Source organism: Micromonospora pallida (genome assembly GCF_900090325.1).
Taxonomy (GTDB): Bacteria; Actinomycetota; Actinomycetes; order Mycobacteriales; family Micromonosporaceae; genus Micromonospora; species Micromonospora pallida.
The window spans coordinates 2417299-2442152 of record NZ_FMHW01000002.1; the positions used below are offsets into that span (position 1 = coordinate 2417299).

At 74.4% G+C, this 24854-nt stretch carries 11 protein-coding genes and 2 pseudogenes; 2 read left to right on the forward strand and 11 right to left on the reverse strand.

Features of this window, described 5'->3' with window-relative positions; translation table 11 throughout:
- Positions 1 to 32 precede the first annotated feature (32 nt).
- From GA0074692_RS10440 to GA0074692_RS10485, 10 genes and pseudogenes are all read right to left on the reverse strand, one after another.
- On the reverse strand, positions 33 to 1460 hold the full coding sequence (locus GA0074692_RS10440; protein ID WP_091642501.1) for an MFS transporter: 1428 nt from the start codon (positions 1458 to 1460) through the stop codon (positions 33 to 35).
- Positions 1453 to 5943, reverse strand: coding sequence for a non-ribosomal peptide synthetase (locus GA0074692_RS10445; protein ID WP_091642506.1), 4491 nt, complete (start codon positions 5941 to 5943; stop codon positions 1453 to 1455). The genes GA0074692_RS10440 and GA0074692_RS10445 overlap by 8 nt, the downstream gene beginning before the upstream one ends.
- Positions 5940 to 9281, reverse strand: coding sequence for a non-ribosomal peptide synthetase (locus GA0074692_RS10450; RefSeq protein WP_091642510.1), 3342 nt, complete (start codon positions 9279 to 9281; stop codon positions 5940 to 5942). The genes GA0074692_RS10445 and GA0074692_RS10450 overlap by 4 nt, the downstream gene beginning before the upstream one ends.
- On the reverse strand, positions 9278 to 10012 hold the full coding sequence (locus tag GA0074692_RS10455) for a DUF6875 domain-containing protein (protein ID WP_091653202.1): 735 nt from the start codon (positions 10010 to 10012) through the stop codon (positions 9278 to 9280). The genes GA0074692_RS10450 and GA0074692_RS10455 overlap by 4 nt, the downstream gene beginning before the upstream one ends.
- Before the next feature lie 5 nt (positions 10013 to 10017).
- Positions 10018 to 11379, reverse strand: a complete 1362-nt coding sequence (locus GA0074692_RS10460; RefSeq protein ID WP_091642513.1) for an FAD-dependent oxidoreductase — start codon at positions 11377 to 11379, stop codon at positions 10018 to 10020.
- On the reverse strand, positions 11376 to 14633 hold the full coding sequence (locus GA0074692_RS10465) for a non-ribosomal peptide synthetase (protein WP_091642517.1): 3258 nt from the start codon (positions 14631 to 14633) through the stop codon (positions 11376 to 11378). Before GA0074692_RS10465 ends, GA0074692_RS10460 begins: the two co-directional genes overlap by 4 nt.
- Positions 14630 to 15403, reverse strand: coding sequence for a lantibiotic dehydratase (locus GA0074692_RS36895; protein ID WP_425413384.1), 774 nt, complete (start codon positions 15401 to 15403; stop codon positions 14630 to 14632). The genes GA0074692_RS10465 and GA0074692_RS36895 overlap by 4 nt, the downstream gene beginning before the upstream one ends.
- A gap of 42 nt (positions 15404 to 15445) precedes the next feature.
- Positions 15446 to 19297, reverse strand: a pseudogene (locus tag GA0074692_RS36900) (amino acid adenylation domain-containing protein); the annotation flags it as partial.
- Positions 19283 to 21031, reverse strand: a pseudogene (locus GA0074692_RS36905) (condensation domain-containing protein); the annotation flags it as partial. The pseudogenes GA0074692_RS36900 and GA0074692_RS36905, both read right to left, overlap by 15 nt.
- A gap of 42 nt (positions 21032 to 21073) precedes the next feature.
- Positions 21074 to 21283: an MbtH family protein gene (locus GA0074692_RS10485; RefSeq protein ID WP_091642522.1), complete on the reverse strand. Its 210-nt coding sequence runs from the start codon at positions 21281 to 21283 to the stop codon at positions 21074 to 21076.
- 533 nt (positions 21284 to 21816) lie between these two features.
- Here GA0074692_RS10485 and GA0074692_RS10490 point away from each other — a divergent pair.
- The gene (locus GA0074692_RS10490; protein WP_176738383.1) at positions 21817 to 22560 is read left to right on the forward strand and encodes a substrate-binding periplasmic protein; all 744 of its coding nucleotides are present in this window, start codon (positions 21817 to 21819) and stop codon (positions 22558 to 22560) included.
- A complete protein-coding gene (locus GA0074692_RS10495; RefSeq protein WP_091642530.1) occupies positions 22557 to 23600 on the forward strand; it encodes a cation diffusion facilitator family transporter in 1044 nt (347 codons plus the stop codon). Before GA0074692_RS10490 ends, GA0074692_RS10495 begins: the two co-directional genes overlap by 4 nt.
- A gap of 24 nt (positions 23601 to 23624) precedes the next feature.
- On the opposite strand, the gene GA0074692_RS10500 is transcribed toward GA0074692_RS10495, so the two are convergent.
- The gene (locus GA0074692_RS10500; RefSeq protein ID WP_176738384.1) at positions 23625 to 24848 is read right to left on the reverse strand and encodes a low temperature requirement protein A; all 1224 of its coding nucleotides are present in this window, start codon (positions 24846 to 24848) and stop codon (positions 23625 to 23627) included.
- Between the last annotated feature and the right edge of the window lie 6 nt (positions 24849 to 24854).

Below are 24854 nucleotides of genomic sequence, written 5' to 3' on the forward strand. Positions count from 1 at the left end.
GGTCGGTTACGGATTCGGGGACAGGGTCAGGGTCAGCGGTTCGCGGGGACGGTCTCGGAGCCGGCGGTCCCGTCCGCCGATCCGGCCCGGTCGGCGGGGTCGGCGGGGTCGGCGTCGGGACCGGCACGGTCGGCGGGGTCGGCGTCGGGGCCGACCGGGTCGTCGGGAAGGGCGTCGGGCAGGTCGTCGACGCCGCGCAGTGCCGGCCACGCCCACGCGGACCCGGCGAGCAGCACCATCAGCGCCCCGGTGACCGCGAAGACCAGGGCGACCCCCCGACCGTCACCGGTGCCGATCACCGAACCGACCGAGCCGGCGAGCGCGCCGTCCGCGCGCAGCAGCGGCTCGACCCCGTCGGCGATCGGCCCGGCCAGCACGTACGCGACCGGGATGCTGGCGTCGCCGATCACCCGGGCGGTGGCGAGCACCCGGCCCAGCACGGCCGGCTCGGTCTTGGTCTGGATCAGCGTCATGGTGGAGCTGTTCACGATCGGCAGGGTGAACAGGAACAGCGGGGCGACCACACCGATCAACCACACGGACGGGGCCGCCGCGTGCAGCACCAGCGCCACCCCACCGATCGCGAGGCCGCCGCACACGGCGGTGATCCGCCGTGCCGGCCCACCCCACGCGCCCATCAGCAGGCTGCCGGCGAAGAGTCCGGCCCCACCGGCGAACATCAGCACGCCGAGGGTGTCCGCCGAGGCGAACGAGAGGATCAGCGGCTGGACCAGCACCCCGGCGATACCGAAGAGGAAGTTGAACGCCCCGAAGACCAGCATGAGCCGGAGCAGGCCGGGGCGCTGCCGCAGGTGGTGCCAGCCGGCGGCGGCCCCGCGCAGCACCGGCTCGTCGGCGGGGGCGTCCCCGGCCGGGCGGGTCACCTCGGCGGGCAGCCGGACCAGCAGCAGCGTGCCGGCCGCGACGACGAAGGTGCCCAGGTCGACGACCATCACCCCGCCGACCCCGATGGTGACCACCAGAACCCCGGCGACCAGCGGCGCGGCGATCTGCACCGCCCGGGAGACCTGCATCAGCCCGTTGAACCGCCCGAGGTTCCGCTTGCCGACCAGCGCCGGGGTCATCGCCTGGTAGGCGACCTGGTGCACGGTGGACGCCCCGGCGCTGAGCACCGTCGCCAGGTAGATGTGCCACACCTGGAGCGCGTCGGCCGCGACCAGCGCGGCGAGCACGGCGGTGCCGACCGCGGCGAGGGTGTCGCTGGCCAGCATCAACCGGCGGCGGTCCCGACGGTCGGCGAGGGCTCCGGCGAACGGCGCCACCAGCACCGCCGGCAGGGTGGCGGCCAGGAAGATCATCGAGAACTGGGTGACCGAGCCGGTGCGCTGGTAGACCCAGACGCCGAGGACGAACGCGGTCAGGCTCGACCCGATCAGCGAGACCAGCTGGCCGAGCCAGATGGCCACCCAGCGGTGGGTGGGCAGCGTACGGTCAGCCACGGGTCCTCCCCGGCGGGTCGAGGAACCCGGCGGCGACGAACGCCGCCAGGTAGGTGTGCAGCAGGTGCGCGTCCGCCGCCGGGCAGGTGACACCGGCCGCCGCGAGGGCGTTCTCGGTGGCGGTGCAGTCGAAGTCCGGCTGGGTGCGGACCGGGGTGTCCGCGCCGAACAGCGGAGTGAACCGGGCGAGGGCGACGTCCGGCCCGGCCAGCAGCGCCGCCCGCCAGCGCGGGTACGGCACCAGGTCCACCGGGTACCCGAAGCCGGTGATCGCCTCGGCGAGGCCGGCGTAGGTGATGGTGCGGTTGTTGTAGTAGTGGTGGTCGCTGGTGGAGCCGGTCCTGGTCAGGTGGCCGATGCCGGCGCCCACGTAGTCCACCGGTGCGAGGTCGGCGGGGTCGTCGATGTCCGGTACGGCACCGAGTTGCACGCAGGTCTTCAGCAACCGGCTGAAGAAGTCGTCGACGTTACCCACCCCGGTGCGGGCGTCGCCGGTGATCCGGGCCGGCCGGTGGACGCTGACCGGCAGGCCCCGGTCCCGGGCGGCGCGGACCAGCGCGTCGGCGACCCACTTGCTGGCGTTGTAGCCGTCGTACAGGCCGTCGCAGTCGTCCGGCGCGTCCCCCTCGCGGACCAGGGTGCCGGTGCGGGACGGGGTGACGAAGACCCCGAGGGTGGAGACGAAGTGCACGGCGCTGGGGCGGGCGGTGGTGGCCAGCCGGAGCACCTCGTACGTGCCGTCGACGTTGGCCGGGCGCAGCACCGGGTACGGCTGCACGAAGTTGACCACCCCGCCGTTGTGGACGACCGCGTCGAGCCGTTCGCCGAGGTCGGCGAAGGTCGCCCCGGTCAGCCCGAGCCGGGGCGCGCCGAGGTCCCCGGGGACGCCGACGAGACGGTCGGCGTACTCCGGTCGCCAGAGGCCGTACCGGTGCAGGTTGGCGCGGACCCGGTCGACGGCGGCGGCCGGGGTGTCGGCGCGGACCAGGCAGTGCGCGGTGGCCCGGGTGTGGGTGAGCCAGTCGGCGAGCAGGTACGCGCCGAGGAACCCGGTGGCCCCGGTGAACAGCACGTGCTCCGGCACCGCCGGGACGGTGCCCGCCGGCACGGGCAGGTCGTCGGCGCGGCGGGCCTCGGCGCGCAGCATGTCACCGTGGTCGACCGGGGTCGGCCCGTCGCCGTCGAGGACGGCGGCGAGCCCGGCCAGGTCGGCGGCGGAGAAGAGCGCCCGCAGCGGCAGGTCCACGCCGAGGGCGGCCCGGATCCGGGTCACCACGGTGGCCGCGAGCAGCGAGTGTCCACCCAGGTCGAAGAAGTTGTCCCGCCGGCCGACCGGTCCGGTGCCGAGCAGGTCGGCCCAGATCTCCGCGACGGCCTTCTCGGTCGGGGTGGCCGGCGGCTCGTGCGCGGGCCGGTCGGTGGCGTCGGCGGGGGCCGGCAGAGCGGCCAGGTCCAGCTTGCCGTGGCGGTTGGTGGGCAGCTCCGGCACCCGGACGAAGGCCGCCGGGATCAGGTGCTCCGGCAGCCGCCGCCGCAGCGCGGCACGGGCCGCCGCGCCGTCCGGGGCGTCCGCGCCGCCGACGAGGTACGCGACCAGCCGGGAACCGGTGGTGGCGTGGTCGACCACCACGGCTGCCCGGCGTACCCCGGGCAGGGCGGCGCAGGCCGCCTCCACCTCGCCGACCTCGATCCGGTGCCCACGGATCTTGACCTGTCGGTCGGTGCGGCCGAGGAACTCCAGCGTCCCGTCGGCGCGGTGCCGGGCCAGGTCGCCGGTGCGGTAGAGCCGGGTCCCGGGCGCGCCGTACGGGTCAGGCACGAAACGGACGGCGGTCTCGGCGGGTCGACCGAGGTAGCCCCGGGCCGGTGCGGTGCCACCGACGTACACCTCGCCGGGCAGGCCGACCGGCACCGGCCGCAGGTCGGCGTCGAGGACGTGGACCCGCACGTTCGGCACCGGACGGCCGATCGGCAGCCGGGTCAGGCCGGGCAGTTCCGCCCCGTCGACGGTGGCGTACGTGGTGGCGCAGACGGTCGCCTCGGTCGGGCCGTAGTGGTTGTACACGGTCACCCGGCCGTCGGTGAGGCGCGCCCACCGCCCGACGGTGTCCAGGTCGACGGCTTCCCCGCCGACCATCATGGCGCGCAGCGGGCCAGCGTCGACCGGTCCGGACCGAGCGGCCAGGTCGTCCACCCAGCGCGCCCAGAGCGGCGCGGCGGTGTCGACCAGGGTGATCCCGTGTGCCCGGCACAGCTCGGCCAGGCCGGGCCCGGTGATCGCCGCCGGCTGCCGGTGCACCACCAGCGCCGCCCCGCTGGCCAGGGCCGGGAAGAGGTCACCGACGGAGGCGTCGAAGCTGAGCGGGGGCAGCATGAGCAGCCGGTCGCCGGGGCCGATGCCGTGCAGGTCGGCGAAGGCCAGCGCCAGGTTGGCGGCGGTGCGGTGGCTGACCATCACGCCCTTCGGCGTGCCGGTGGAGCCGGAGGTGTGGATGACGTAGGCGAGCTGGTCGGGGTGGACCGGTGTCGGCACCCCGCCGGCCGGCGCGGCACCGTCGTACCCCTCGGTGGGCCGGCCGTCGGGGTCGACGACCAGCAGCGTGCCGGCGTACGGCCGGTCGTCGGGGTCGGCGGGGTCCGGCGGGGCGGCCAACCTCCCGGCGAGGTCGGCGTCGGTGAGGCAGACCGTGGTGCCGGCGGCGGTGAGCAGGGCACGCAACCGGGCCGGCGGGTGGGCCGGATCGAGCGGCAGGTAGCCGCCGCCGGCCGTGAGGATCGCCAGGATGCCGGTCAGCGCGGCGGGTCCCGCCGGCAGGGCCAGCCCGACCGGCTGGTCCGGCCGGACGCCGAGGTCGCGCAGTCGGGCGGCGAGCCGGTCGGCGTCCGCGACCAGCTGGCCGTAGGTCAGCGGTGGCCGGGCGGGGGCGTCCGGGCTGGCGTCCAGCAGGGCGGGCGCGTCCGGGTCGACGGCCGCGCGGGCCCGGACCAGATCGTGCAGGCCGGCACCGGTCGGGTACGGCCGGTCGGTGGCGTTCCACCGGGCCAGGTCCCGCCGTTCGGCGTAACCGGTCAGGTCGAGGTCGGCGAGTCGGCGGTGCGGTTCGGTGGCCAGCGCCCACAGCACGGCGGTGAACCGGTCGACGAGACGCGCGACGGTCACCTCGTCGAACAGGTCGGTGTTGTAGTCGACCAGGCCGGCCAGGCCGGAGCCGACCGCACGCACCGCCACGGTCAGGTCCAGGCGGGAGGTCTCCCGGACCACCGGGACCGGCCGGACGGTGAGGTCACCGCGCGGGCCCTCCGGACCGTCCTGGTTGACCACCAGCATCACCTGGTACAGCGGGTTACGGCTCAGGTCGCGGGGCAGCCGGACGGTCTCGACAATCCGCTCGAACGGCAGCTCGGCGTGGGCCAGCGACGCCACGCAGGTGGCCCGCACCCGGGTCACCACCTCGTCCAGCATCGGGTCGCCGGACAGGTCGGTCCGCAGCGGCAGGGTGTTGATCAGCAGGCCGACGATGTCCTGCTGGGCCGCGTCGGCGCGCAGCGTCACCGGAGAGCCGACGCAGACGTCGTCGGTGCCGCCGAGGCGGGCCAGCAGCACCTGGAGCCCGGCGAGCAGGATCATGAAGCGGGTGCAGCCGGTCCGCCGCCCCAGCGCGTCGAGAGCGGCGGTCAGGTCGCCGGGGACGGTGAAGCCGTGGGTGCGTCCGGCGAAGGTCGGGGTGGCCGGTCGGGGCCGGTCGGTGGGCAGGTCGAGCAGGCCGGAGAAACCCTCGAGCCGGGTGGACCAGAACTCCCGCGCCCGGTCGGCGGCACCGCCGGCCAGCCGGTCGCGCTGCCACACCACGTGGTCGGGGAACTGGGCGACCGGGGCGGGGGCCGCCCCGCTGCCGGTCCGGTGCCGGTGGTGACCGTCGAGCAGTCCGGTCAGGACGATGTCGACGGACCGCTCGTCGGCGACGATGTGGTGCAGGCTGACCACCAGCAGGTGTTCCTCGCGGTCCAGCCGGCCCAGCCGGACCCGCACCAGGGGTGCGCGGCCGAGGTCGAAGGGCGTCTCGGTCTCCCGCCGGACGGCGTCGGCGACCGCCGCCTCGCGCTCCGCGACGGATCCGCCGGTCAGGTCCTCGACGGCCACCACGCACCGGGCCGCCGGATCGTCGGCGGCGAGCACCTCCTGCTCGACCTGCCCGTCCCGGTCCACGAACCGGGTCCGCAACGCCTCGTGGGCGGCGACCAGGTCGTCCAGCGCGGCCTGCAACGCAGCCGGCTCAAACGGCCCGGTGAGCCGGACGGCGTGGCTCATCACGTACGCCGGGCTGCCCGGCTGGAGCCGGTCGAGGAACCACATCCCCTCCTGCGTCGGCGACAGCGGCACCGGGGTGCCCGGCGCCCGGCGGGGAATCCCCGGCGGCGCGGTCGCGGTGCCCAGCCCTCGGCGGGCCATCAGCTCCCGGATCAGCCGTTCCCGGTCGGTCATCCAGTTCCCTCCACCAGTGCCCGCAGTTCCTCGTCGGAGAGGCCGGCCATCTCCTGCCGGAAGGCGGCGACGGCGTCGACGTGACCGGGCGCCGGCTCGGCGGCGCGGAGCGCGTCGGCCATCGCGGCGACCGTGGGGGCGGCGAAGAGCAGCGGAACGGGCACCTCCATCTCCACCGCCGCGCCGATCCGGCCCAGCGCCCGCACCCCGAGCAGCGAGTGCCCGCCGAGTCGGAAGAAGTCGTCGTGCACGCCCACCGTGTCGACCCGCAGCACCTCCTGCCAGATCTCGGCGACCAACCGCTCCACGGGGTCACGGGGAGCGACCGGGGCGGCGGTGGGATCGGTCCACCGGGGAGCGGGCAGCGCCTTCCGGTCGACCTTGCCGCTGCCGGTGAGCGGCAGGGCGGCCAGCGGCACCAGGGTCGCGGGGACCATGTACTCGGGCAGTTGGCGGGCCAGCGCGGGCCGGACCCGTTCCCAGAGGGTGTCCGGGTCGGTCCCGGCGGCCGGCACCGCGTAGGCGACCAGCCGGACGTCGCCGTCCCCGCCGGTCCAGGCGGTGACCACGGCGTCGGTGACCTCCTCGCGGGTCCGCAGCAGCGTCTCGATCTCGCCCGGCTCGATCCGGAAGCCGCGCACCTTGACCTGGTGGTCGGCGCGGCCGAGGTACTCCACCTGGCCGTCGGGCCGTCGTCGGGCCAGGTCGCCGGTGGCGTACAGGCGGGCGCCGGGCCGGTCGGCGAACGGGTCGGGCACGAACCGGTCGGCGGTGAGGCCGGGCCGGCCGTGGTAGCCCCGGGCCACCCCGGTCCCGCCGATGTACAGTTCGCCGACCACACCCACCGGCACCGGCTGGAACGCCTCGTCGAGCAGGTGCAGCCGGGTGTTGGCGATCGGTCCGCCGATGGTGACGGCGGCCGGGGCGGGCGGCACCGGTCCGGCGGACGAGTAGACCGTCGTCTCGGTCGGCCCGTAGCAGTTCCACAGCGACGCCCCGTCGGCGAGAAGCGCGTCGGCGAGGTCCCGAGGCAGTGCCTCGCCGCCGGTGAGCCGCAGCCGCACCGACGGGGGCACCCCACCGGCGGCCAGCAGGAGCCGCCAGGTGGCCGGGGTGGCCTGGAGCACCGTCGTCCCGCTCTCGGCCAGCCGGCGACGCAGGGCCGGCCCGTCCGCCGTCTCGTCGGCACCGACCACCAGCAGCGGGATGTCGCACATCAGCGGCAGGATCAACTCCACCACGGAGATGTCGAACGACCACGTGGTGACTGCCGCGAGCAGATCGCCCGGTCCGAGGTCGAGGTCGGCGCGGAAGGAGGTGAGCAGGTTGAGCACGGCCCGGTGCGGGACGGCCACGCCCTTCGGCCGGCCGGTCGAGCCGGAGGTGTAGAGCAGGTACGCCAGCGCGTCCGGATGCGGGACGGCCCCCGACCCCGGCTGGTCGGTGTCGGCGTCGGCGTCGGTGTCGGTGTCGGTGTCGGTGTCGGTGTCGGTGTCGGTGTCGTCGAGGAGCAAAACGGTCGGGGCCTCGTCCAGCACTCCGGCCAGCCGGTCGGCGACCGCCCGACTGGTCAGCACCACGCGGGTGCCGGAGTCGGCGAGCATGAAACGCAGCCGGTCTGCCGGCAGGGCGGGGTCGAGCGGGAGGTAGCCGGCCCCGGCGCGCCACACCCCGAGCACCGCGGCGACCATCCCGACACCCCGGTCCAGGCAGATGCCGACCGGGGTGTCCGGGGCAACTCCGGCGGCGAGTAGCCGACCGGCGACCCGCCCGGCCCACCGGTGCAGTTCGGCCCGGTCGAGCTGGCCGTCCGGGCCGGTGACCGCCGGTGGGGAGCCTGGCGTCGACGGGCCGGTGGGCAGCAGCTCCAGCACCGAGGAGACCCCGGGTAGCGGCCGGTCGGTGGCGTTCCACTCCACCAGGGCCTGCCGTAGTTCCGCTCCGCCCAGCAGCGGAATCCGGTCCAGGGGGCGGTCCGGGTCGGCGACCGCCGCCGCCAGCAGGGTGCACAGGTGCCGACCGAACCGGTCCACGGTGGCGACGTCGAACAGCGCGGTGTCGTACTCGAACGCCAGCCGTAGCGCCCCGTCGGCGGTCCGTTCCCCGATCAGGGTCAGGTCGAACTTGGCCGAGCCGCTGTCCACCTCGATGATCGTGGCCGTGCAGCCGGCGAGCCGGAACCCGTCGTGCGGCGCGTTCTGGAGGACGAGCTGGGCCTGGAAGACCGGCGCGTGGGCCAGGCTGCGGTCCGGCTGCAACTCCTCGACGAGCTTCTCGAACGGCAGCTCGGCGTTGCCGAGGCCGGTGAGGGCGACCTCGCGTACCCGGTCGACCAGTTCCCGCAGCGACGGTGACCCGGCGGTCGACACCCGCAGGGCGACGGTGTTGACGAAGAACCCGATCAGCCCTTCCAGGTCGGGGTGGTCCCGGCCGGCGACCGGGGTGCCGACGACGATGTCGTCCTGGCCGCTGTGCCGGGACAGGACCGCCTGGAAACCGGCGAGCAGGGTCATGAAGAGGGTTGCCCCGGCTGCCTGGCTGAACTCCTCGACCCGGCGGGTGGCCTCCGCCGGGAGCGTGAGGTAATGCGCCGCGCCCCGCTGGGACCGGCTCGTCGGGCGGGGCCGGTCGGTGGGCAGGGAGAGCAGGGCCGGAGCGCCACGCAGGTGAGCCAGCCAGTGGTCGAGCTGCCCGCGCAGGGTGTCCCCGTCCAGCCGCTCCCGCTGCCAGACGGCGAAGTCGGCGTACTGGGTGGGCAGTTCGGGCAGGCGGGCCGACTCGCCGGCCAGCGCGGCGGCGTACGCGGCGTCCAGTTCCCGGAACAGCACCCCCAGCGACCAGCCGTCGGAGACGATGTGGTGCAGGCAGAGCGACAGGTGGTGCCGGTCGGTGTCGGTCCGGACCACCAGCACCCGGAGCAGTGGGCCGGTGGTCAGGTCGAACGGCTGCCGTGCCTGCTCCCACACCAGCCGGGTGGCCTCGGCGTCCCGGTCGGCCGCCGGCAGCCCGGTCAGATCGACCAGGGCGAGATCCGGCACGCCGGTCGGATGGACCACCTGCACCGGCTCTCCACCGGACTCGGCGAAGGTGGTCCGCAGCGCCCCGTGCCGGGCCACGACCGCCGCCAAGGCGGTCCGCAGCGCGTCGACGTCCAGCGGACCGCGCACCCGGTACGCCACCGGGATGTTGTAGACCGGATCGGCGCCGGTGAGACGGTCCAGGAACCACAGCCGACGCTGGCCGAAGGAGGCCGGGTGTTGGCGGGGTGCGCGGGCCCGCTCGGCGAGCAGCCGGGCGAGCAGGGCCCGCTTGTCCCCGGCGGAGTCGGCCGTGCTCATCCCACCTCCTGGTCCGCGAGCCGGCGCAGTGCCGGCGTGCCGGCGGTGGCCTCGGGCACGGTGAGGCCGTGCCGGGCGGCCGCCGCGGCGATCTGCTGGCGCAGCGCGCCCGGCGCGCTGTGCGCGAAGAACCTCAGGTACGCCGCGCAGGTCACCGGGTCGTCGACGAGGAACGGCAGGTCGCTGGCGACCATGTGCCGGACCACCAGCATCGGCACCGGGCTGTGCAGCGGCCGGAACTCGGTGTTCCACAGGCCGCCCTTCGCCGGTGGCCCGTCGTGGAACTCCCCAAGCATCAGACCCTGTTCGGTGTATGCCGGCTTGAGCCGCTCCTGGGTGCGGTCCACCGTCTCCCGGGCCACGTCGGCGGGCAGGTCGGGCAGGGTGAGCAGGATCGTCTTGAACTGGGCGGCCGGTCCGGCCAGCGGCTCCAGGCGGGCGAACCAGTCCCGGTACCCGGCGAGCACCGTGTCCAGCCCGACCGGGTCGACGGCACTGCCCCGGTGCACCGCCAGGTAGAAGGTGTCCCGGTCCAGCGAGCCCTGGGCGTAGGGACAGACCGGTCCCCGGCGGCCCAGCTCCGGGTGCGGTTCGCAGAGGTACTCCCGGGCCCAGGCGACGACCGCCCGTAGCTGCTCGACCGCCCCGTCGAGCAGCGGGTGCGGCGGGTCGGCGTGCAGGTCGGTCGCGGTGAACAGGATCTGTCCGGGCAGGAGGGAATGGGTCAGCACGGCGTTCACCGCCCCCCGGTCCGGCGCCGGCTGGCGCGTACGCCGGCGGCGAGAGCGACCGCGGCGCCCAGGGCGAGGCCGGCCCCGGCACCGCGTAGGACGCGTTCCTGCCGGCGGGCCCGGGCCAGCGCGTCGGCGTACGGGGTGGTGGTGTGGGCGACCATCGTGTACAGCGGCACCCAGCGGCCCGGCAGCAGCCGGGACAGCACCCGGTCGGCGGCGGCGGAGAGGGTGTACCCGACCCGGTGCACCCGGTCCCGCAGGTCGACGAAGTTGGCGGTGGACAGGTCGGCGAGCACGTCGGTGTGCGGCTTGCGGGCCGCCTCGTACGCGGCCAGCGCCGCCGCCCGGTCCGTCGGGTGGTCGGCGAGGCAGCCGTCGAGCACCAGGCAGTCCTCGAAGGCGGAGTTCATGCCCTGGCCGTAGAAGGGGTAGACCGCGTGCGCCGCGTCCCCGACCAGCACCACCTTGTCGGCGTGCCGCCAGGGTGCGGTGCGGACGGTGACCAGGTGTCCGGTGGGGTGTCCGGCGATCTCGTCGACCAGGTCCGGCATCAGCTCCTCGGCGTCCGGGAAGTGCCGGCGGAAGAAGTCGCGTACCGCTGCCGGGGTGTCCAGCGCGGCGAAGCTCACCGGCCCCTCGTGGGCCATGAACAGCGAGCAGGTCAGTGAGCCGTCCCGGTTGGGGTGCGCGACCATCAACGCCTCGTGGCCGGGCCAGACGTGCAGTGCCTCCAGCCGGACCCGGGGGCGGTCGTCCTCGCCGACCGGGATGGTCAGCTCCTTGTAGCCCCAGGGCAGGAACTCCTGGTCGTAGTCGCTCCGCAGCCCGTGCTGCATCTGCTGACGGACCGTGGAGAACACCCCGTCGGCGCCGACGACCCAGTCCGGGGTGATGCGGGTCGGTTCCCCGCCACCGGTCGGGGCGACCTCGACGGTCGCGGTCTCCCGGTCCAGTCGCAGCAGCCGGCTGCCGAAGTGGAAGCGGACGCCCGGCTCGGCCTCGGCGGCCTCCACCACCAGCGAGATCAGCTCGTCGCGGAGCACCGAGTGCAGGATCTCGTGTTCCCGCACCCCGTACGGCTGGAAGCGCACCGACCCGTCCGGTGCGTGCACCACCCGGCCGCGCATCGGCACGCTGCGCTTGAGCACGTCGGCGAGGAGACCCACCCCGTCCAGCGCCCGCATGCCCCGGGCGGAGAGGCCAAGGTTGATCGACCGGCCACCCGCGCCCGGTGGGGCGGTACGGGGGTCGGGCCGTCGCTCGTGGACGTCGACCGTGTAGCCGCGCCGGGCGAGGTAGAGCGCGGCGAGTGAGCCGGCCAGGCCGGCCCCGATGACGACCACCCGTTCCCGGTGCGGGGTCATGTTCCCTCCTCGGCGATCAGGGAGTCCAGCAGCGCGTCGACCTCGCTGTCGGAGAGGTCGTCGAGCGAGGCGAGCAGGTCCTGCGGGGTTGGCCCGGCGGGACCGATGCGGTCGGGCACGGTGGGTACGGACCCGTTTCCGGCGACGACGACGGCGAGTTCGGCGATGGTGGGCGCGGCGAAGAGGCTGCGCAGCGCCAGGTCGGCGCCGAAGGTGGTGCGGACGCGGGCGATCAGGCGGGTCGCGGTCAGCGAGTGCCCACCGAGGGCGAAGAAGTTGTCGTGCACGCCCACCTCGTCGCGGCCGAGCACGTCCCGCCAGAGGGCGGCGAGCTGTTCCTCGACCGGGTCGCGCGGTGCGGTGGGCCCATCGCCGCTGGTCTCCCGCCAGGTCGGCTCGGGCAGGGCCCGCCGGTCCCGCTTGCCGCTGGCGGTGCGGGGCAGCGCGTCGAGGACGACCAGGGTCGCCGGCACCATGTACTCGGGCAGCCGGCGGGCCAGCGCGGCGCGCACCTGTGGCCAGAGCGACGCGGCGTCGACACCGGCCGGTTCGGTGACCGCGTACGCGGCGAGCCGGACGTCCGCCCCCGTTCCCCAGGTGGTCACCACGGCGTCCCGGACGCCGGGCTGGTCACGCAGCGCGGCCTCGATCTCGCCCAGCTCAATCCGGAAGCCGCGCACCTTGACCTGCTGGTCGGCCCGACCGAGGTACTCGAGCCGTCCGTCGGGCAGCCGCCGGGCCAGGTCGCCGGTGGCGTAGAGCCGCCCGCCGGGACGGTCGCCGAACGGGTCGGGCCGGAAGCGGTCGGCGGTCAGTCCCGGCTGACCGTGGTAGCCCCGGGCGACCCCGGCGCCGCCGATGTGGATCTCACCGACCACTCCGTCGGGCACCGGCTCGCCGGCCGCGTCGAGCAGGTGGATGCGGGTGTTCGCGCACGGCCGGCCCAGGTCGACCGGGCCGGTGGCGTCGACCGGACCGGCCGACGAGTAGATGGTGGTCTCCGACGGTCCGTACCCGTTGAGCACCCGCGCCCCGTCCGCGCGCAGCCGGTCGGCCAGGTCGCGGGTGAGCGCCTCACCGCCGCTGATCCGCAGCCGAACCCCAACCGGTACGCCCCGCGCGGCGACCAGCATCCGCCAGGTCGCCGGGGTGCCCTGGAGCACGGTGACGCCCCGGTCGGTCAGCGCGGCGTGCAGGGCGGTGGCGTCGAGCGCGGTGTCCGTGTCGAGCATCTCGATCCGGGCGCCGGCCAGCAGCGGGAGCACCAGCTCCACCACGGAGATGTCGAACGCCGGGGTGGTGATGGCGGCAATCCGGTCGGCGGGGGTCAGGTCGAGCAGCCGGTGGAACCCGACGAGCAGGTTGACCACCGCGCCGTGGGTGACCGCGACGCCCTTGGGGCGGCCGGTGGAGCCGGAGGTGTAGAGCAGGTAGGCCAGCGCGTCCGGGTGACCGGCGACCGGCGGCGGGTCGGTGGGCAGCCCGGTCGGGTCGAGCTGGTCGAGGCGGAGCACGACCGGCACGGTGGTGCCGGCGGCGGCCACCGCCCCGGCGACCCGGGCGGCGCCGGTGGCGTCGGTGAGCACCACCGGCGGGGCGGCGTCGGCCAGCATGGTGGCGAGCCGGTCGGTCGGCAGCCCCGGGTCGAGGGGCAGATAGCCGGCGCCGGCCCGCCAGACGCCGAGGACCGCCGCGACCAGGTCGGTGCTCCGGCCGAGACAGAGCCCGACCGGGGTGTCCGGGCCGACGCCGTGGCGGCGCAGCAGGTGGGCGATCCGGTTGGCGCGTACGGCGAGGTCCCGGTGGCTGAGGGTGCCGTCCGGGCCGGCGACCGCGACGGCGTCACCGGCGGCGGGCGGGTACCGGTCGAGCAACTCGCCGACGGTCGTCACGGCAGGCAACGGCAGATCGGTGTCGTTGCCGACGCGCAGGAGCCGCTCCCGCTCCCCCGCGTCGAGCATCGGCAGCTCACCGACGGGGATGCCGGGCCGGTCCAGGGCGGCGGCGAGGAGGGTGAGGTACCGGTCGGCGAACTGGTCGATCCGGGCGGGGTCGAAGAGGTCGGTGCGGTAGGTGATCCGGCCCGTCAGGCCGTCCGGCCGGTCCTCGACGGTCAACGTCAGGTCGAACTTGACCGTGCCGTTCTCCCACAGCCGTGGGGTGATCCGCAGGCCGGCCGAGGTGTCCGGGGCCGGCGGTTCGTCGAGGGCGAACATCACCTGCACCACGGGGGCGTGGGCGAGGCTACGGCTGGGGGCCAGCCGGTCCACGATCCGATCGAAGGGGACGTCCTGGCGGGACTGGACGGCGGTGGCGGAGGTCCGGGCCTGGGCGAGCACCCCGGCGAAGTCCGGCCGGTCGGTGAACCGGGCCCGCAACGCCAGGGTGTTGGCGAAGAAGCCCACCACGTCCCGGGTTTCCGGCCGGGTCCGGCCAGCCACCGGCACCGCCACGAGCAGGTCGTCGGCGCCGGTGAGCCGGTGCAGCAGCACCTGGAAGCCGGCCAGCAGCCGGGTGAACAGGGTGCCGTCCCGGCCGGCGCGCAGCCGGGCGGCCAGCGCCTCGGGGAAGCCGAACCGGACCTCGCCGCCGGCGTCGGACTGCTCGGCCGGGCGGGGCCGGTCGGCGGGCAGTTCCAGCAGGGTCGGCGCGCCGGTCAGTTCGGCGTGCCAGAAGTCCAGGTCGGCGTCGAAGGCGCCCTGTTCGTCCTGCTCACGCTGCCAGACGGCGAAGTCGGCGTACTGCACCGACGGTGGGGGCAGGTCGGGGTGGGTGCCGGCGGCCAGGGCGGCGTACCCGGCGGCGAGTTCCCGGAAGATGACCCCGAACGACCAGCCGTCGGCCACGCTGTGGTGCACCACGACGGTGAGCACGTGCGTCCCGGCGTCCCGGCGGATCAGCCCGAACCGGGCCAGCGGGCCGGTGGCCAGGTCGAAGGGTTCCCGGGCGGCGGCGTCCACCAGGCCGCGCCAGTGGTCGCCGGGGCCGGCGTCGACGACGAGCAGCCGTACCGGCGCGGCCGGGGTGACCACCTGGGCGGGTTCCCCGTCGGCGTCGGTGAAGTGGGTACGCAACGCCTCGTGCCGGTCCACCAGCCAGCTCAGGGTGGACTCCAGGGCGGCCACGTCGAGTTCGCCGTGCAGCTCGACGGCCCAGGCGATGTGGTAGGTCACCGTGCCCGGGGCCATCTGGTCGATCATCCACAGTCGACGTTGCGTGAACGACGACGGCAGGACATAGGTTTCGGTGTTCATGCTCCCGCCTGGGTGTGGTGGGGACGGTCCGACCGCCGGTCGGCGGCCGGGGTGCCGAGTCCGGCCGGGTCGACCGGTCCGGGGGTACGCGTGTCGACGGCGACCAGGCGCAGTTCCGCCGTCCGGTGCCGGCCCTGCGCGTCGGTCAGCCAGGTCTGCTCCGGGCCGGGCAGCATCTCGGTGAGCCGTACGGTGGCCGCCGGGTCGTGGCCGACGGTGCGACGCATCGCGCGGGCGAAGAGGTCCACCGCGGCGAGACTGGCGAAGTCCAGGTGGAACGGTTTCTCCTCGACCGGGGTCTTCACGAAGACGTGCCGGGGCAGGGCGTGCTCCCGCTGCCAGCGTCGGACGCGGTGGAACCGCTCGCCCTCGTCCGGCAGCCCGGCGAAGTCCAGCCCGGCGGCGGTGAACCGCCAGCTCTCCCGCGCCAGCACCACCCGGTCGACGGTGATCCGGGGCTGGTGGTCCGCGGGCCGGCGGATGTCGAACCGCTGCACGAGTTGCACCATCAGCGCCTCCCCGAGCACCTCGGCCAGCGGCAGCCGGTGCCGGCCGTCCCGGGTGTACACGGTCAGCACGCCGTCGACCGGCCCGAGAAGACAGTCAGCCACCGACACCGACGTGGCCGGGTCGAGGCCGCAGCTGTCGTGACCGAAGATCAGCCGCAGGTCCCGGTCGGTGACCAGCTTGTCGGTCAGCCGGGACGACGCGCCGCCTTCCTCCCCCGTGGCGGCCAGGGTGATCCGGCCGTACGGCAGGTCGGCGGCCATCGCGGCGCGGAGTTCCTCCGGCGCGGGGTGCTGGGCGACGAACAGCGCCGAACGCAGGGTGTTCACCCCCGGGTGCACCTCGCCGACCACCCAGTGGAAGTCCCCACGCGCCACTGCGTCCGGCCCGTCGGCGGCGAGCAGCAGATCCGGGCTGTGTTGGTACGCGCCGACCCAGCCGGGGCGGGGTGCGGCGAACGACTCTGCCACGCGTTCCCCCAGGTCGGCGGAGTTGGCGGTGATCCGGTGGCCGACGGCCTCGGGCAGGATCTTCGCCCACCGGTCCTGAAGCCCGCGCACCACCGGCGCGATCAGCTTCTCGGGCGGGTCGAAGAGCAGGTCGTTGGCCCAGAGCCAGAAGTCGGCGAAGGACACCGTGGTGCTGCCGGTGCGGGTCACCAGTTCCCGGTACCGCTCGGTGAAGGCCCGCCGGAACAGTGCCGCCCCGGCGTAGGTGAACCAGCGGACGCTCTCCAGCAGCAGGCTCAGCGCCGGCCAGCAGGTGGCGACGAGGTCGGTGGAGAGGGTGACCTCGGTGCCGGACCGGCAGTCCTCGTAGACCAGGGTCCGTCCGGCGTAGGTCCGGCCGGCGCGGCGGGTCGGCGCGGTACCGGTGAGCGCGGTGAACCACTCCTCCAGCGCCTCGATCGCGGCACCGAGCCGGTCGGCGTCCCCGGCCGCCGCGGTCACCTCGTCCCGGGCCCGGTCGAGGTCGTCGAGGACGGCCAGGGTCGGCTCCCGTACGGCCGGGTCACCGATCGCGGCGAGTCGGGCCCGCAGCGCGCGTTCCGGGAAAAGGTCCTCCTTGGGCACCTCCAGCGACCACGAGATCCGGCGTTCCCGCCGCAACTCGTCGAGCATCCGGTAGATCTGCTCGCTGGTGGTGATCCCGGTGGCCGGGTCGGCGACCAGTTCGGCGGCGATCTCGCCGGCCGGCCGGGTGCCGTCGCAGGCGCGCAGCAGCCGGGCCGTCACCGGCGGCAGGTCGACCGGTGGGGTCAGCGGCATACGCAGCTCGTCACCGACGACGGCCAGGAAGGGCATCCGGCGCGGGACCAGCCACGGTCGCAGCGCCGGCTCACGGGCGGCGAGCGCCTCCGCCACCTCGACCACCGCCCAGTTCTCCAGGTAGACGGTGCGACGGGCCAGCGGCGAGTCGCCGTGCTGGACGGCGAGCGCGGGCCGGTCGCCGGTGATCCGGGCCCAGCCGACCGGGCCGAAGAACCCGATGGTGTCGTTCTTGACGCAGTACCGCTGGAGGTAGGTTGCGACCAGCGCCTCGTGCTGGCGGTGCCGGGAGTCGCGCCGGTCCCCGGCGGTCCGGACCGGGTCGATGCCGGTGCGCAGCGCGTGCCGGTTCTGCCAGGTCACCGCCGCGCGGAACAGCGGGTCGGCGGCGACGCCGCGCAACGCGGCGGCCCGGCGCGCGCTGGCCTGGTCGTACGCGTCCCGGAACGCCACGAGCGCAGCGGCCCGGTCGTCGTGGGCGGCGCACAGCTCCCCGTGGGCGTGGACGAGCGCGCCACCGTCGACCGACGCGGCAGCAGCGGGCAGCGGCTCCGGTGCGGTGTCCCGCCGGAGCTGACGGATCGCCCGGTTCCAGTCGGTCCGCTCCCCCGCCGGACTCGCCTCCCGGACCCGGCGCAGTCGTTCGGCCAGCTCTCGACGGGCCTCGGTGAGCCGGTCCTCGGCGGCCAGCAGTGCGTCGGCGCTCCGAACCAGATCCGCGTCCCCGAGTGCGGTCAGTGTCTCGACCGGGAACCCGGCGGCGCGCAGCCCGACCCAACGCCACAGCGCCCACGGCCCCTCAACCGGACGCACCAGGTGGGCCGGTTCACCGGCGCGGATCAGGGTGTGCGAGGCGTCCGGCGTGGCCGGGGCAGCCGGGGCAGCCTGCGTGGCCGGGGCAGCCGGCACCGGCGACTCGGCGGTGCCGGCCGGCCGGTAGCCGCTCCGGTCCCGCCGGACGACTCCGGTGGTCACGGCTCGGACGCCGGGGGCGCGGTGCGCGATCGCGTCGGCCAGCGTGGCGAGCGTCGGCCGCTCGTAGACCAGGCGGACCGGCAGGTCGACGCCGAACCGGTCGGCCACGACGAAGGTGAGCCGGGTGGCCAGCAGCGAGTTCCCGCCGAGGAGGAAGAAGTCGTCGTCGGTCCGGCCCGGGGCGGTGCCGAGCAGCTCGGCCCAGACCTCGGCCAGCCGGAGATGAACCGGGTCGGTCAGGTCGGCGGGCGGACGGTCCGGGGACGGCTCCGGCAGGGGCAGGGCCCGCCGGTCGATCTTGCCGTTACGGGTCAGCGGGAGGGCGGGCAGGACCAGGTACGCGGCCGGGCGCAGATGGGCCGGGAGTCGCTCGGTGGCGTACCGGGCCAGGTCCTGGGTGGTCGGCGCGGAGTGGCCGGGCCGGGAGGTCAGGTAGGCGAGCAGCCGACGTCGTTCCCCGTCGCCGTCGACGACCACGACCGCGTCCGCGACGTCCGGGTGGGTACGCAGCACCGCGGCCACCTCGCCCGGCTCGACCCGGAAACCCCGGATCTTGACCTGCCCGTCGATGCGGCCGAGGAAGTCGAGGGTGCCGTCCGGCCGCCAGCGCACCAGGTCGCCGGTGCGGTACATCCGGGCACCCGGCCGCGGGTCGAACGGGTCGGGCAGGAACACCGCCGCGGTCGCCGCCGGACGACCGAGGTAGCCCCGGGCCAGCCCGACCCCGCCGGTGTAGAGCTCACCGGCCACGCCGACCGGCACCTGACGTCCCTGCGGGTCCAGGACGTACACCGTGGATCGGGGCACCGGTCGACCGATCGGCACCGGGTCCGACACGTCCTGCGGATCGGTCATCGGGTGTACGCAGGTGAAGGTGGTGTTCTCGGTCGGTCCGTACCCGTTGACCAGCGGCGCGCCGCCGCGCACCCGCAGCGCGCGGCGGACCGCGTCCGGGGTGAGCACGTCCCCGCCGGCGAGCAGTTGGTCTACCCCGGCGAGGCAGTCCGGGTCGAACTCGACCAGCTGGTGGAACAGCCCGGCGGTCAGCCAGAGCACGGAGATCCGCTCCCGGCGGAGCAGTCGGGCCAGCTCGGCGAGGTCGGGCGTGCCGGCCGGGGCCACCACCAGCCGGGCGCCGTTGGCCAGGGCCCCCCAGATCTCCAGGGTGGCCGCGTCGAACGCCGCCGGGGCGAGGTGCAGCAGGGTCTCCCCTGGACCGAGGCGCAGGTAGCCGGGCTGGTGCACGAGCCGGACCACGGCGGCGTGCGGGACCGCCACCCCCTTGGGCGTGCCGGTGGACCCGGACGTGAAGCTGACGTAGGCCAGTCCGGCGGGATGCGCCCGTCCGGCCGGGACGACGGCGGACTGGTCGATGGCCGCCATCCGGTCGGCGGTGGCCAGGTGGTCGGAGGTGGCCAGTTGCTCGGCGGTGGCGGGCTGGTCGGAGGTGGCGGGCCGCTCGGTCGCGGGCTGGTCCAGACGGAGCAACCGGGTGGCTCCCGGCAGCTCGTCGGTGGCCAGCACCAACGGGTCACCGGCGACAGCGAGCAACTGCCGGATCCGGGCGGGTGGGTCCGCCGGGTCCAACGGCAGGTACCCGCCGCCGGCCTTGAGCACGGCGAGGAGGGTGACGACCAGCTCGACCGAGCGGGGCATGGCGACCGCCACCGGCTCGTCCGGCCGCACGCCGGCGGCGATGAGCCGGCGGGCGAGCCGATCGGCCCGTTCCTCCAGTTCCCGGTAGCGCAGGGTGGTGCCGTCGGCGCCGGCCAAGGCGACCGCGTCGGGCTGCCGGCGGGCCATCGCGGTGACCAGGTCCGGCACGGTGGCGTCAACCGGGTACGTCCCGGCGGGCACCGGGTCGGTGCCGGTCTGGTACTCACCCAGCAGGGCCCGGTCGGTCGGGTCGAGCAGGGGCAGCGCGGACACCGGACGGTCGGGGTCGGCGGCCAGCCCGGTGAGGACGAGCAGGAACTGGCGCAGCATGGCATCCGCGCCGGCCTCGGTCAGCCGGTGCCGGTCGTGGTACATCAGCACGGCCAGCACCGGCTCGCCGTAGACGCAGACGGTCACGGGCGGGCCGGGACGCCGGTGGACACGGGCGACCCGGGCACCCCAGCCGGGCACCGACCGGCTCAGTGCGGTCTGCAGGTCGTGGTGCTCGTACATCAGGAGGCTGTCGAAGAGCGGGGTGCTGGCCGGCACCGCGCTCCAGCGCTGGATCTCCGCCAGCGGGGCGAGCTGGTGCGGGCGGACCTCGTCGATCTGCCGGCGGACGTCGACCAGCCAGTCGCCCACCGGCTGGCCCGGCTCGACCCGGATCCGCAGCGGGATCGTGTTGATCAAAAGACCCAGCATCCGGTCCGCACCGTCCACCGTGTCCCTGCGGCAGGTCCGGGTGGAGCCGAACACCACCTCGGTGAGTCCGGCGTAGCGATGCAGCAGTACCGACCAGGCGGCGGTGACCAGGGTGCCGAGCGACACGCCGGCCCTCCGGGCGGCGGCGGCAAGCGCGGCGGTCGTCTCGGCGTCGAGGGACCGGGTCACCTCGCGGACCGAGGCGACGTCACGAGGCCGGTCGTCCGGACGGCCGGTCGTCGGCAGGGGGGTCGGCACGGCCACTCCGGCCAGCCGATCGCTCCAGAACCGCCGGTCGTCGCCGCGTGGACGCCGGGCCGCCCACACCGCGTATTCGCCGAACGGTGGACGCGCCGGCGCGACGTACGGGCGCCCGGCGACGAGGGCGTCGTGTTCGGCGCAGACCTCGTCGAGCAGCATGTGGACCGAGCGTCCGTCGAGAATGGCGTGGTGCAGGGTCACCGCGAGGGTGTGCTGGTCCGGCCCGTGCGTGATCAGGGTGACCCGGGCCAAGGGCGCAGTCGAGGAGTCGAAACCGGCGGCCCGATCGTCGGCGAGGAAGCGGGTCAGCCGCTCGGCCCGTCCGGCGGGCGGCTGTGCGGACCAGTCCTGGTGCGTCACCGGCAGGCTCGCCTCCGGACGGACTTCCTGCGCCGGGTCGCCGTCGCCGGGCCAGACGAAGGCGGTCCGCAGCACCGGATGCCGGGCGGTGGCATGCTGCCAGGCGGCCCGCATCGCAGCCGGGTCCAGCGGCTCGGGCCAGTCGATGACCACCTGGAGGATGTCGATGCCCGAACCGGGCTGGTGCTTCTGGGTGAAAAGCATGCCCGGCTGCAACGTGACCGTGTCGTACCGGTCGTCGGCGGCTACATCGGAGGGCACTGCCGGCACGTGTACTCCTTCACGTCCGGCACACCGGACAGAAACACCCAGAAACCAGGAATGACCACGGAAAAGCGAATTCTGACCGTCGCGACCCGCGTTCGGCGGAAGGATTTTCGGGCGGCGGGGGCTGACAGCCAAGAAGCTACGAGGGCGATTCGGCTCTGTCAACCATTCGCGTTCGTGACCCGTCGGCCCGACACCCGCGTCAACCGACGGTTCGGCCCCGATTCGCCCAACAAAAGGGGAATCAGCGCGCCTTCCCACCGACCAGTCGGATACGGACAGAAAGGCACCCGTCTGATTCCACAATGGATATCCCGAACGGGTGGTGCGCCCACCCGGGTCGCGGACTTCCGCGACCCGGTCGGGGGCACGGGATCGATCGACGCCCCGGACCGTAACCACTGTGGACGCACCGGACCGCAAGCCGGGGCGGTGCTGGCCGGATCAGTCCCGGGCAGCCAGCCACTCCCGCAGGCTGCGTGGACGCATGTCCGTCCAGGCGTCGTCGATGTGTGCCAGGCAGTGCGCCCGATCGCCGCCGACGCCGACCGGACGCCAGCCGACCGGAACGTCCGAACCGTCCGGCCAGATGGAGTACTGCTCCTCGTCGTTGACGACGACCTGGTACCGACGCCGGTCCTCGGTTTCTTCCATCGCCACTCTCCCGGTGCGGTGGTGTGCACGAATTAGACCGCGACTCTACCGTCCATTACGACCGGTCACAGTTGACCGATCGGTGACGCCGAGCCATCCGATCGATTGCCGAAAATCGTCTGATCGCGTACTGACATCCGACCGGTAATGGGAACGGCCACCGAACAGGAAAGCGCTGCCGCAGTGACGCCGAAACCTCGCACAGTAACCGTTCCGCCATGACCCAGCCGCCCTCGCCCACTCAATGGGTCGGGTCCACCCGACGCGGGCACCCCCGTCCCCGGCACCCCTTCACTTCGGGTGCGACTTATATAAGTGGATCCTGATAGTGTCGCCCCGACGTGGCCGGCGCCGACGGTCCAGGTTTCGCCCGGTAGCACGTCGGGCACCTCGTCGGATGATCCGACGGGAACGTCGGCGACGGGTGAACACGCCAGGGACGTCGGCCGGGACGTGCGGGACGCGTTCACGAGGTGGTGCGTCGGGCCGGACCCGGACCAGTCGCGCGCGGACACGAGAGGCGGGTGGACGTGGTGACGGCATGCCGTGGACGGACCTGGCGGGCGCCGCTGGCCCTGGTCGGCGTCGTCCTGCTCCTGGCGGTGTCCGGCTGCCGGTGGCCACGGGACACCGGCACCACGCTGGACGACGTACGCGGCGGGGTGCTGCGGGTCGGGGTGAGCGAGGCGCCGCCGTGGACTCGGGTCGCCGACGACGGCATGGTCACCGGAGCCGAGGCACGGCTGGTCCAGCGCCTCGCGGACCGACTGGACGCCCGGGTCGAGTGGTACCCCGGCTCGGAGTCCACGCTGATGGCCGCGCTGAAGGACCGGGTCCTCGACCTGGTGGTCGGCGGGCTCGACGCCAAGGCGCCCTGGACGAGAGAGGCTTCGCTCACCCGGCCGTACGTCACCATGCGCACGGTCGTGGCCGTGCCCGACGGCGTCGCCGCGCCGGCGGAGCTGGCCGGCCAGCGGGTGGCCGCGACCGCCGGGACCGCCGAGATCGCCGCCTTGCGCGGCGAGGACGCCGTCCCGGTGCCGGTGCCGGAGGTGACCGGCCGGGAACCCCTTCCTGTGGTCGTCGGTCAGTGGCGGCTCGCCGAACTGGGGCTGCGGGGCAGCGGGCACGAGGTCGCCAAGCACGACCACGTGTGGGCGGTGCCGTTGGGCGAGAACGGCTGGCAGGTCGAGGTGGAGCGGTTCCTGCTGGCGCTGTCGCACCGCGAGGTCGAGGACCTGCTGGTCGACGCCGAGCGCGAGGAGGCGGCGGTGTGAGGGTGTACGACCGGTTCGAGCTGCCCCCGGACAAGGCCGCCCTGCACCGACGGGCGGTCCGGCTGGAGTGGTGGACCATCGCTTTCTTCGTCGTGGCGATCACCCTGCTCGCCTTCACCCTCGGGCAGTCCCAGGCGATGAAGGCGGCGTGGATCGAGGACATGCTCGGCCTGGTGCCGCCGGCCGCCTTCCTGGTCGCCGCCCGGTTCCGCAACCGCCGGCCCAACGCCCGCTTCCCGTACGGCTACCACCGCTCGGTCAGCATCGCCTTCCTGGCCGGATCCGTCGCTCTGCTCGGCCTTGGCGGGTACGTCGTCTACGACTCCCTCATCCGGCTGCTCGCCCGGGAACGCCCGCCGATCGGACTGGTTGAGCTGTTCGGCCACCGGTTCTGGCTGGGCTGGTTGATGGTCGCGGTGCTGTTCGCCACGATGGTGCCGGCGATCCTGCTCGGCCGGATCAAGCAGCGCATCGCCCGGCAACTGCACGACAAGGTGCTCCACGCCGACGCGGAGATGAACCGGGCCGACTGGCTGACCGCCGGCGCGGCGATCCTCGGCGTACTCGGCATCGGCGCCGGACTGTGGTGGGCCGACGCGGTGGCCGCGTTGATCATCGGTGGCGACATCGTCCGCGACGGCATCCGCACCCTGCGCAGCGCGGTCGCCAACCTGATGGACAGCCGGCCGCGCGTGGTCGACGGCAGCCGACCGCATCCCCTGCCCGACGACCTGCTCACCGCCGTCCGGGACCACGACTGGATCGCCGACGCCTGGCTGCGACTGCGCGAGGAGGGCCACGTCTTCGTCGGCGAACTGCTCGTCGTGCCGGTCCCCGGCACCGACCGGCTGGTCGAACGGCTGGAGGCGCTCGGGTCCTGGGCCCGCGACTTCGACTGGCGGATCCACGACCTGGTGGTCTCCCCGGTCACCCGGATCGAGGGCCGCGCCGGGGAGCACAGCCGGCCGGATCCCGCGCGCAGGCGACCGCGTCCCCGGGCCGAGGGTCGGGCGGCCGAGGCCGACGCCCGGACCGGCTGACGGCCCAGGGCCTTTCCCCGGTGGTCAGTGCGCCGGTGACGGCGTCTCGGGAGGCCGGCCGGCGGCGTGGTGGGCGTCGGCGAGCGCGACGCCGAGCAGCACGAGTGCGGCGACCACCGACGCGGCCAGCGGCGGAGCAAAGGTGAGGGGCAGGGCCACCACCACCAGGACGGCGATGGCGACCACCCGGCGCCTCGACAGGCGGTCGAACACCACCCGTTCCAGCCGGATGCGGCCGTACAGGAACAGGGCGGGCCCGCCGAGGATCGCCCCCAGCCAGGCCGGCACGGGTCGGCCACCCGGGTGTTGCAGGGCCACCTCGAAGCCGACTGCGGTGACGACGATGCCCACCACCATCACCAGGTGCGCCACCCCGGTGGCCTCGCCGGCGGCGAGGCGGTCACTGGACGCGGTGACCGCCTGGGCGAGCACCTGCCCGGAGCGGTAGAAGTAGATCCGCCACAGCAGCACCGTCGACAGGAAGACCACCACCAGCGCCGTCCAGGCCGCGACGTCCTGACGCTGGCCGGTGAAGGAGATACCGGCGGCCAGCACGCTCTCCCCGAGAGCGATCATCAGGAGCTGCTGGTAGCGCGCGGGAAGGTGGTGACCGCTGTCCATTGCCCACACGCTGACCGCTGGACGCGGCGTCCCCGGCACCGGCACCGGCCAGCGCAGCCGTGCCGCGACGATGTCCACCGCGATGGCGACGGCCCAGACGGCGGCCCGCGCTGCGCCGGTGACGGCCACGCCGGCCAGCCAGATCACCCCCGTCCCCGCGCTCCACAGCACCGACCGCAGGTAGAGGCTCCGCAGCGCGTGTCCGCGCAGGGCAGGAATCAGGACGAGCGGCCGGGCGACGCGCAGCAGCACGTACGGCAGGACGAACTCCCACCCCCGACCGACGAACGCGGTCGGCAGGGCCGACGACATGACCAGCAGGCCGAAGGCACTGGCCAGCACCAGCCACTGGACCCGGTGGCGGCGGGGGTCGAACCAACTGGTGATGTGGGCGGTGGTGATCCACAGCCAGATCAGCGGCAACGCCAGGACGAGCAGGTAGCCCAACGATCGCACCCGTACGAGGACCTCGTCGGCGGTGATGTCCCGGACGACCCGGCTGACCACCCCGGAGAGGGCGAACACCAGCACCAGGTCGACGAAGAGTTCCAGGAAGTTCGCCTGCCGCACGTCCTCCCGATGTCGCAGCAGGTCCTCCCCTGACTTGCCGCTCCGGAGTAGGCCCATATCCGC

What these genes read in the sequence shown, in the direction of transcription:
- GA0074692_RS10445 (WP_091642506.1), bottom strand. Translation starts at nt 5,943, where the DNA reads ATGACCGACCGGGAACGGCTGATCCGGGAGCTGATGGCCCGCCGAGGG.
- GA0074692_RS10450 (WP_091642510.1), bottom strand. Translation starts at nt 9,281, where the DNA reads ATGAGCACGGCCGACTCCGCCGGGGACAAGCGGGCCCTGCTCGCCCGG.
- GA0074692_RS10460 (WP_091642513.1), bottom strand. Translation starts at nt 11,379, where the DNA reads ATGACCCCGCACCGGGAACGGGTGGTCGTCATCGGGGCCGGCCTGGCC.
- GA0074692_RS10465 (WP_091642517.1), bottom strand. Translation starts at nt 14,633, where the DNA reads ATGAACACCGAAACCTATGTCCTGCCGTCGTCGTTCACGCAACGTCGA.
- GA0074692_RS36895 (WP_425413384.1), bottom strand. Translation starts at nt 15,403, where the DNA reads ATGGCCGCCGACCTGCCGTACGGCCGGATCACCCTGGCCGCCACGGGG.
- GA0074692_RS10485 (WP_091642522.1), bottom strand. Translation starts at nt 21,283, where the DNA reads ATGGAAGAAACCGAGGACCGGCGTCGGTACCAGGTCGTCGTCAACGAC.
- GA0074692_RS10500 (WP_176738384.1), bottom strand. Translation starts at nt 24,848, where the DNA reads ATGGGCCTACTCCGGAGCGGCAAGTCAGGGGAGGACCTGCTGCGACAT.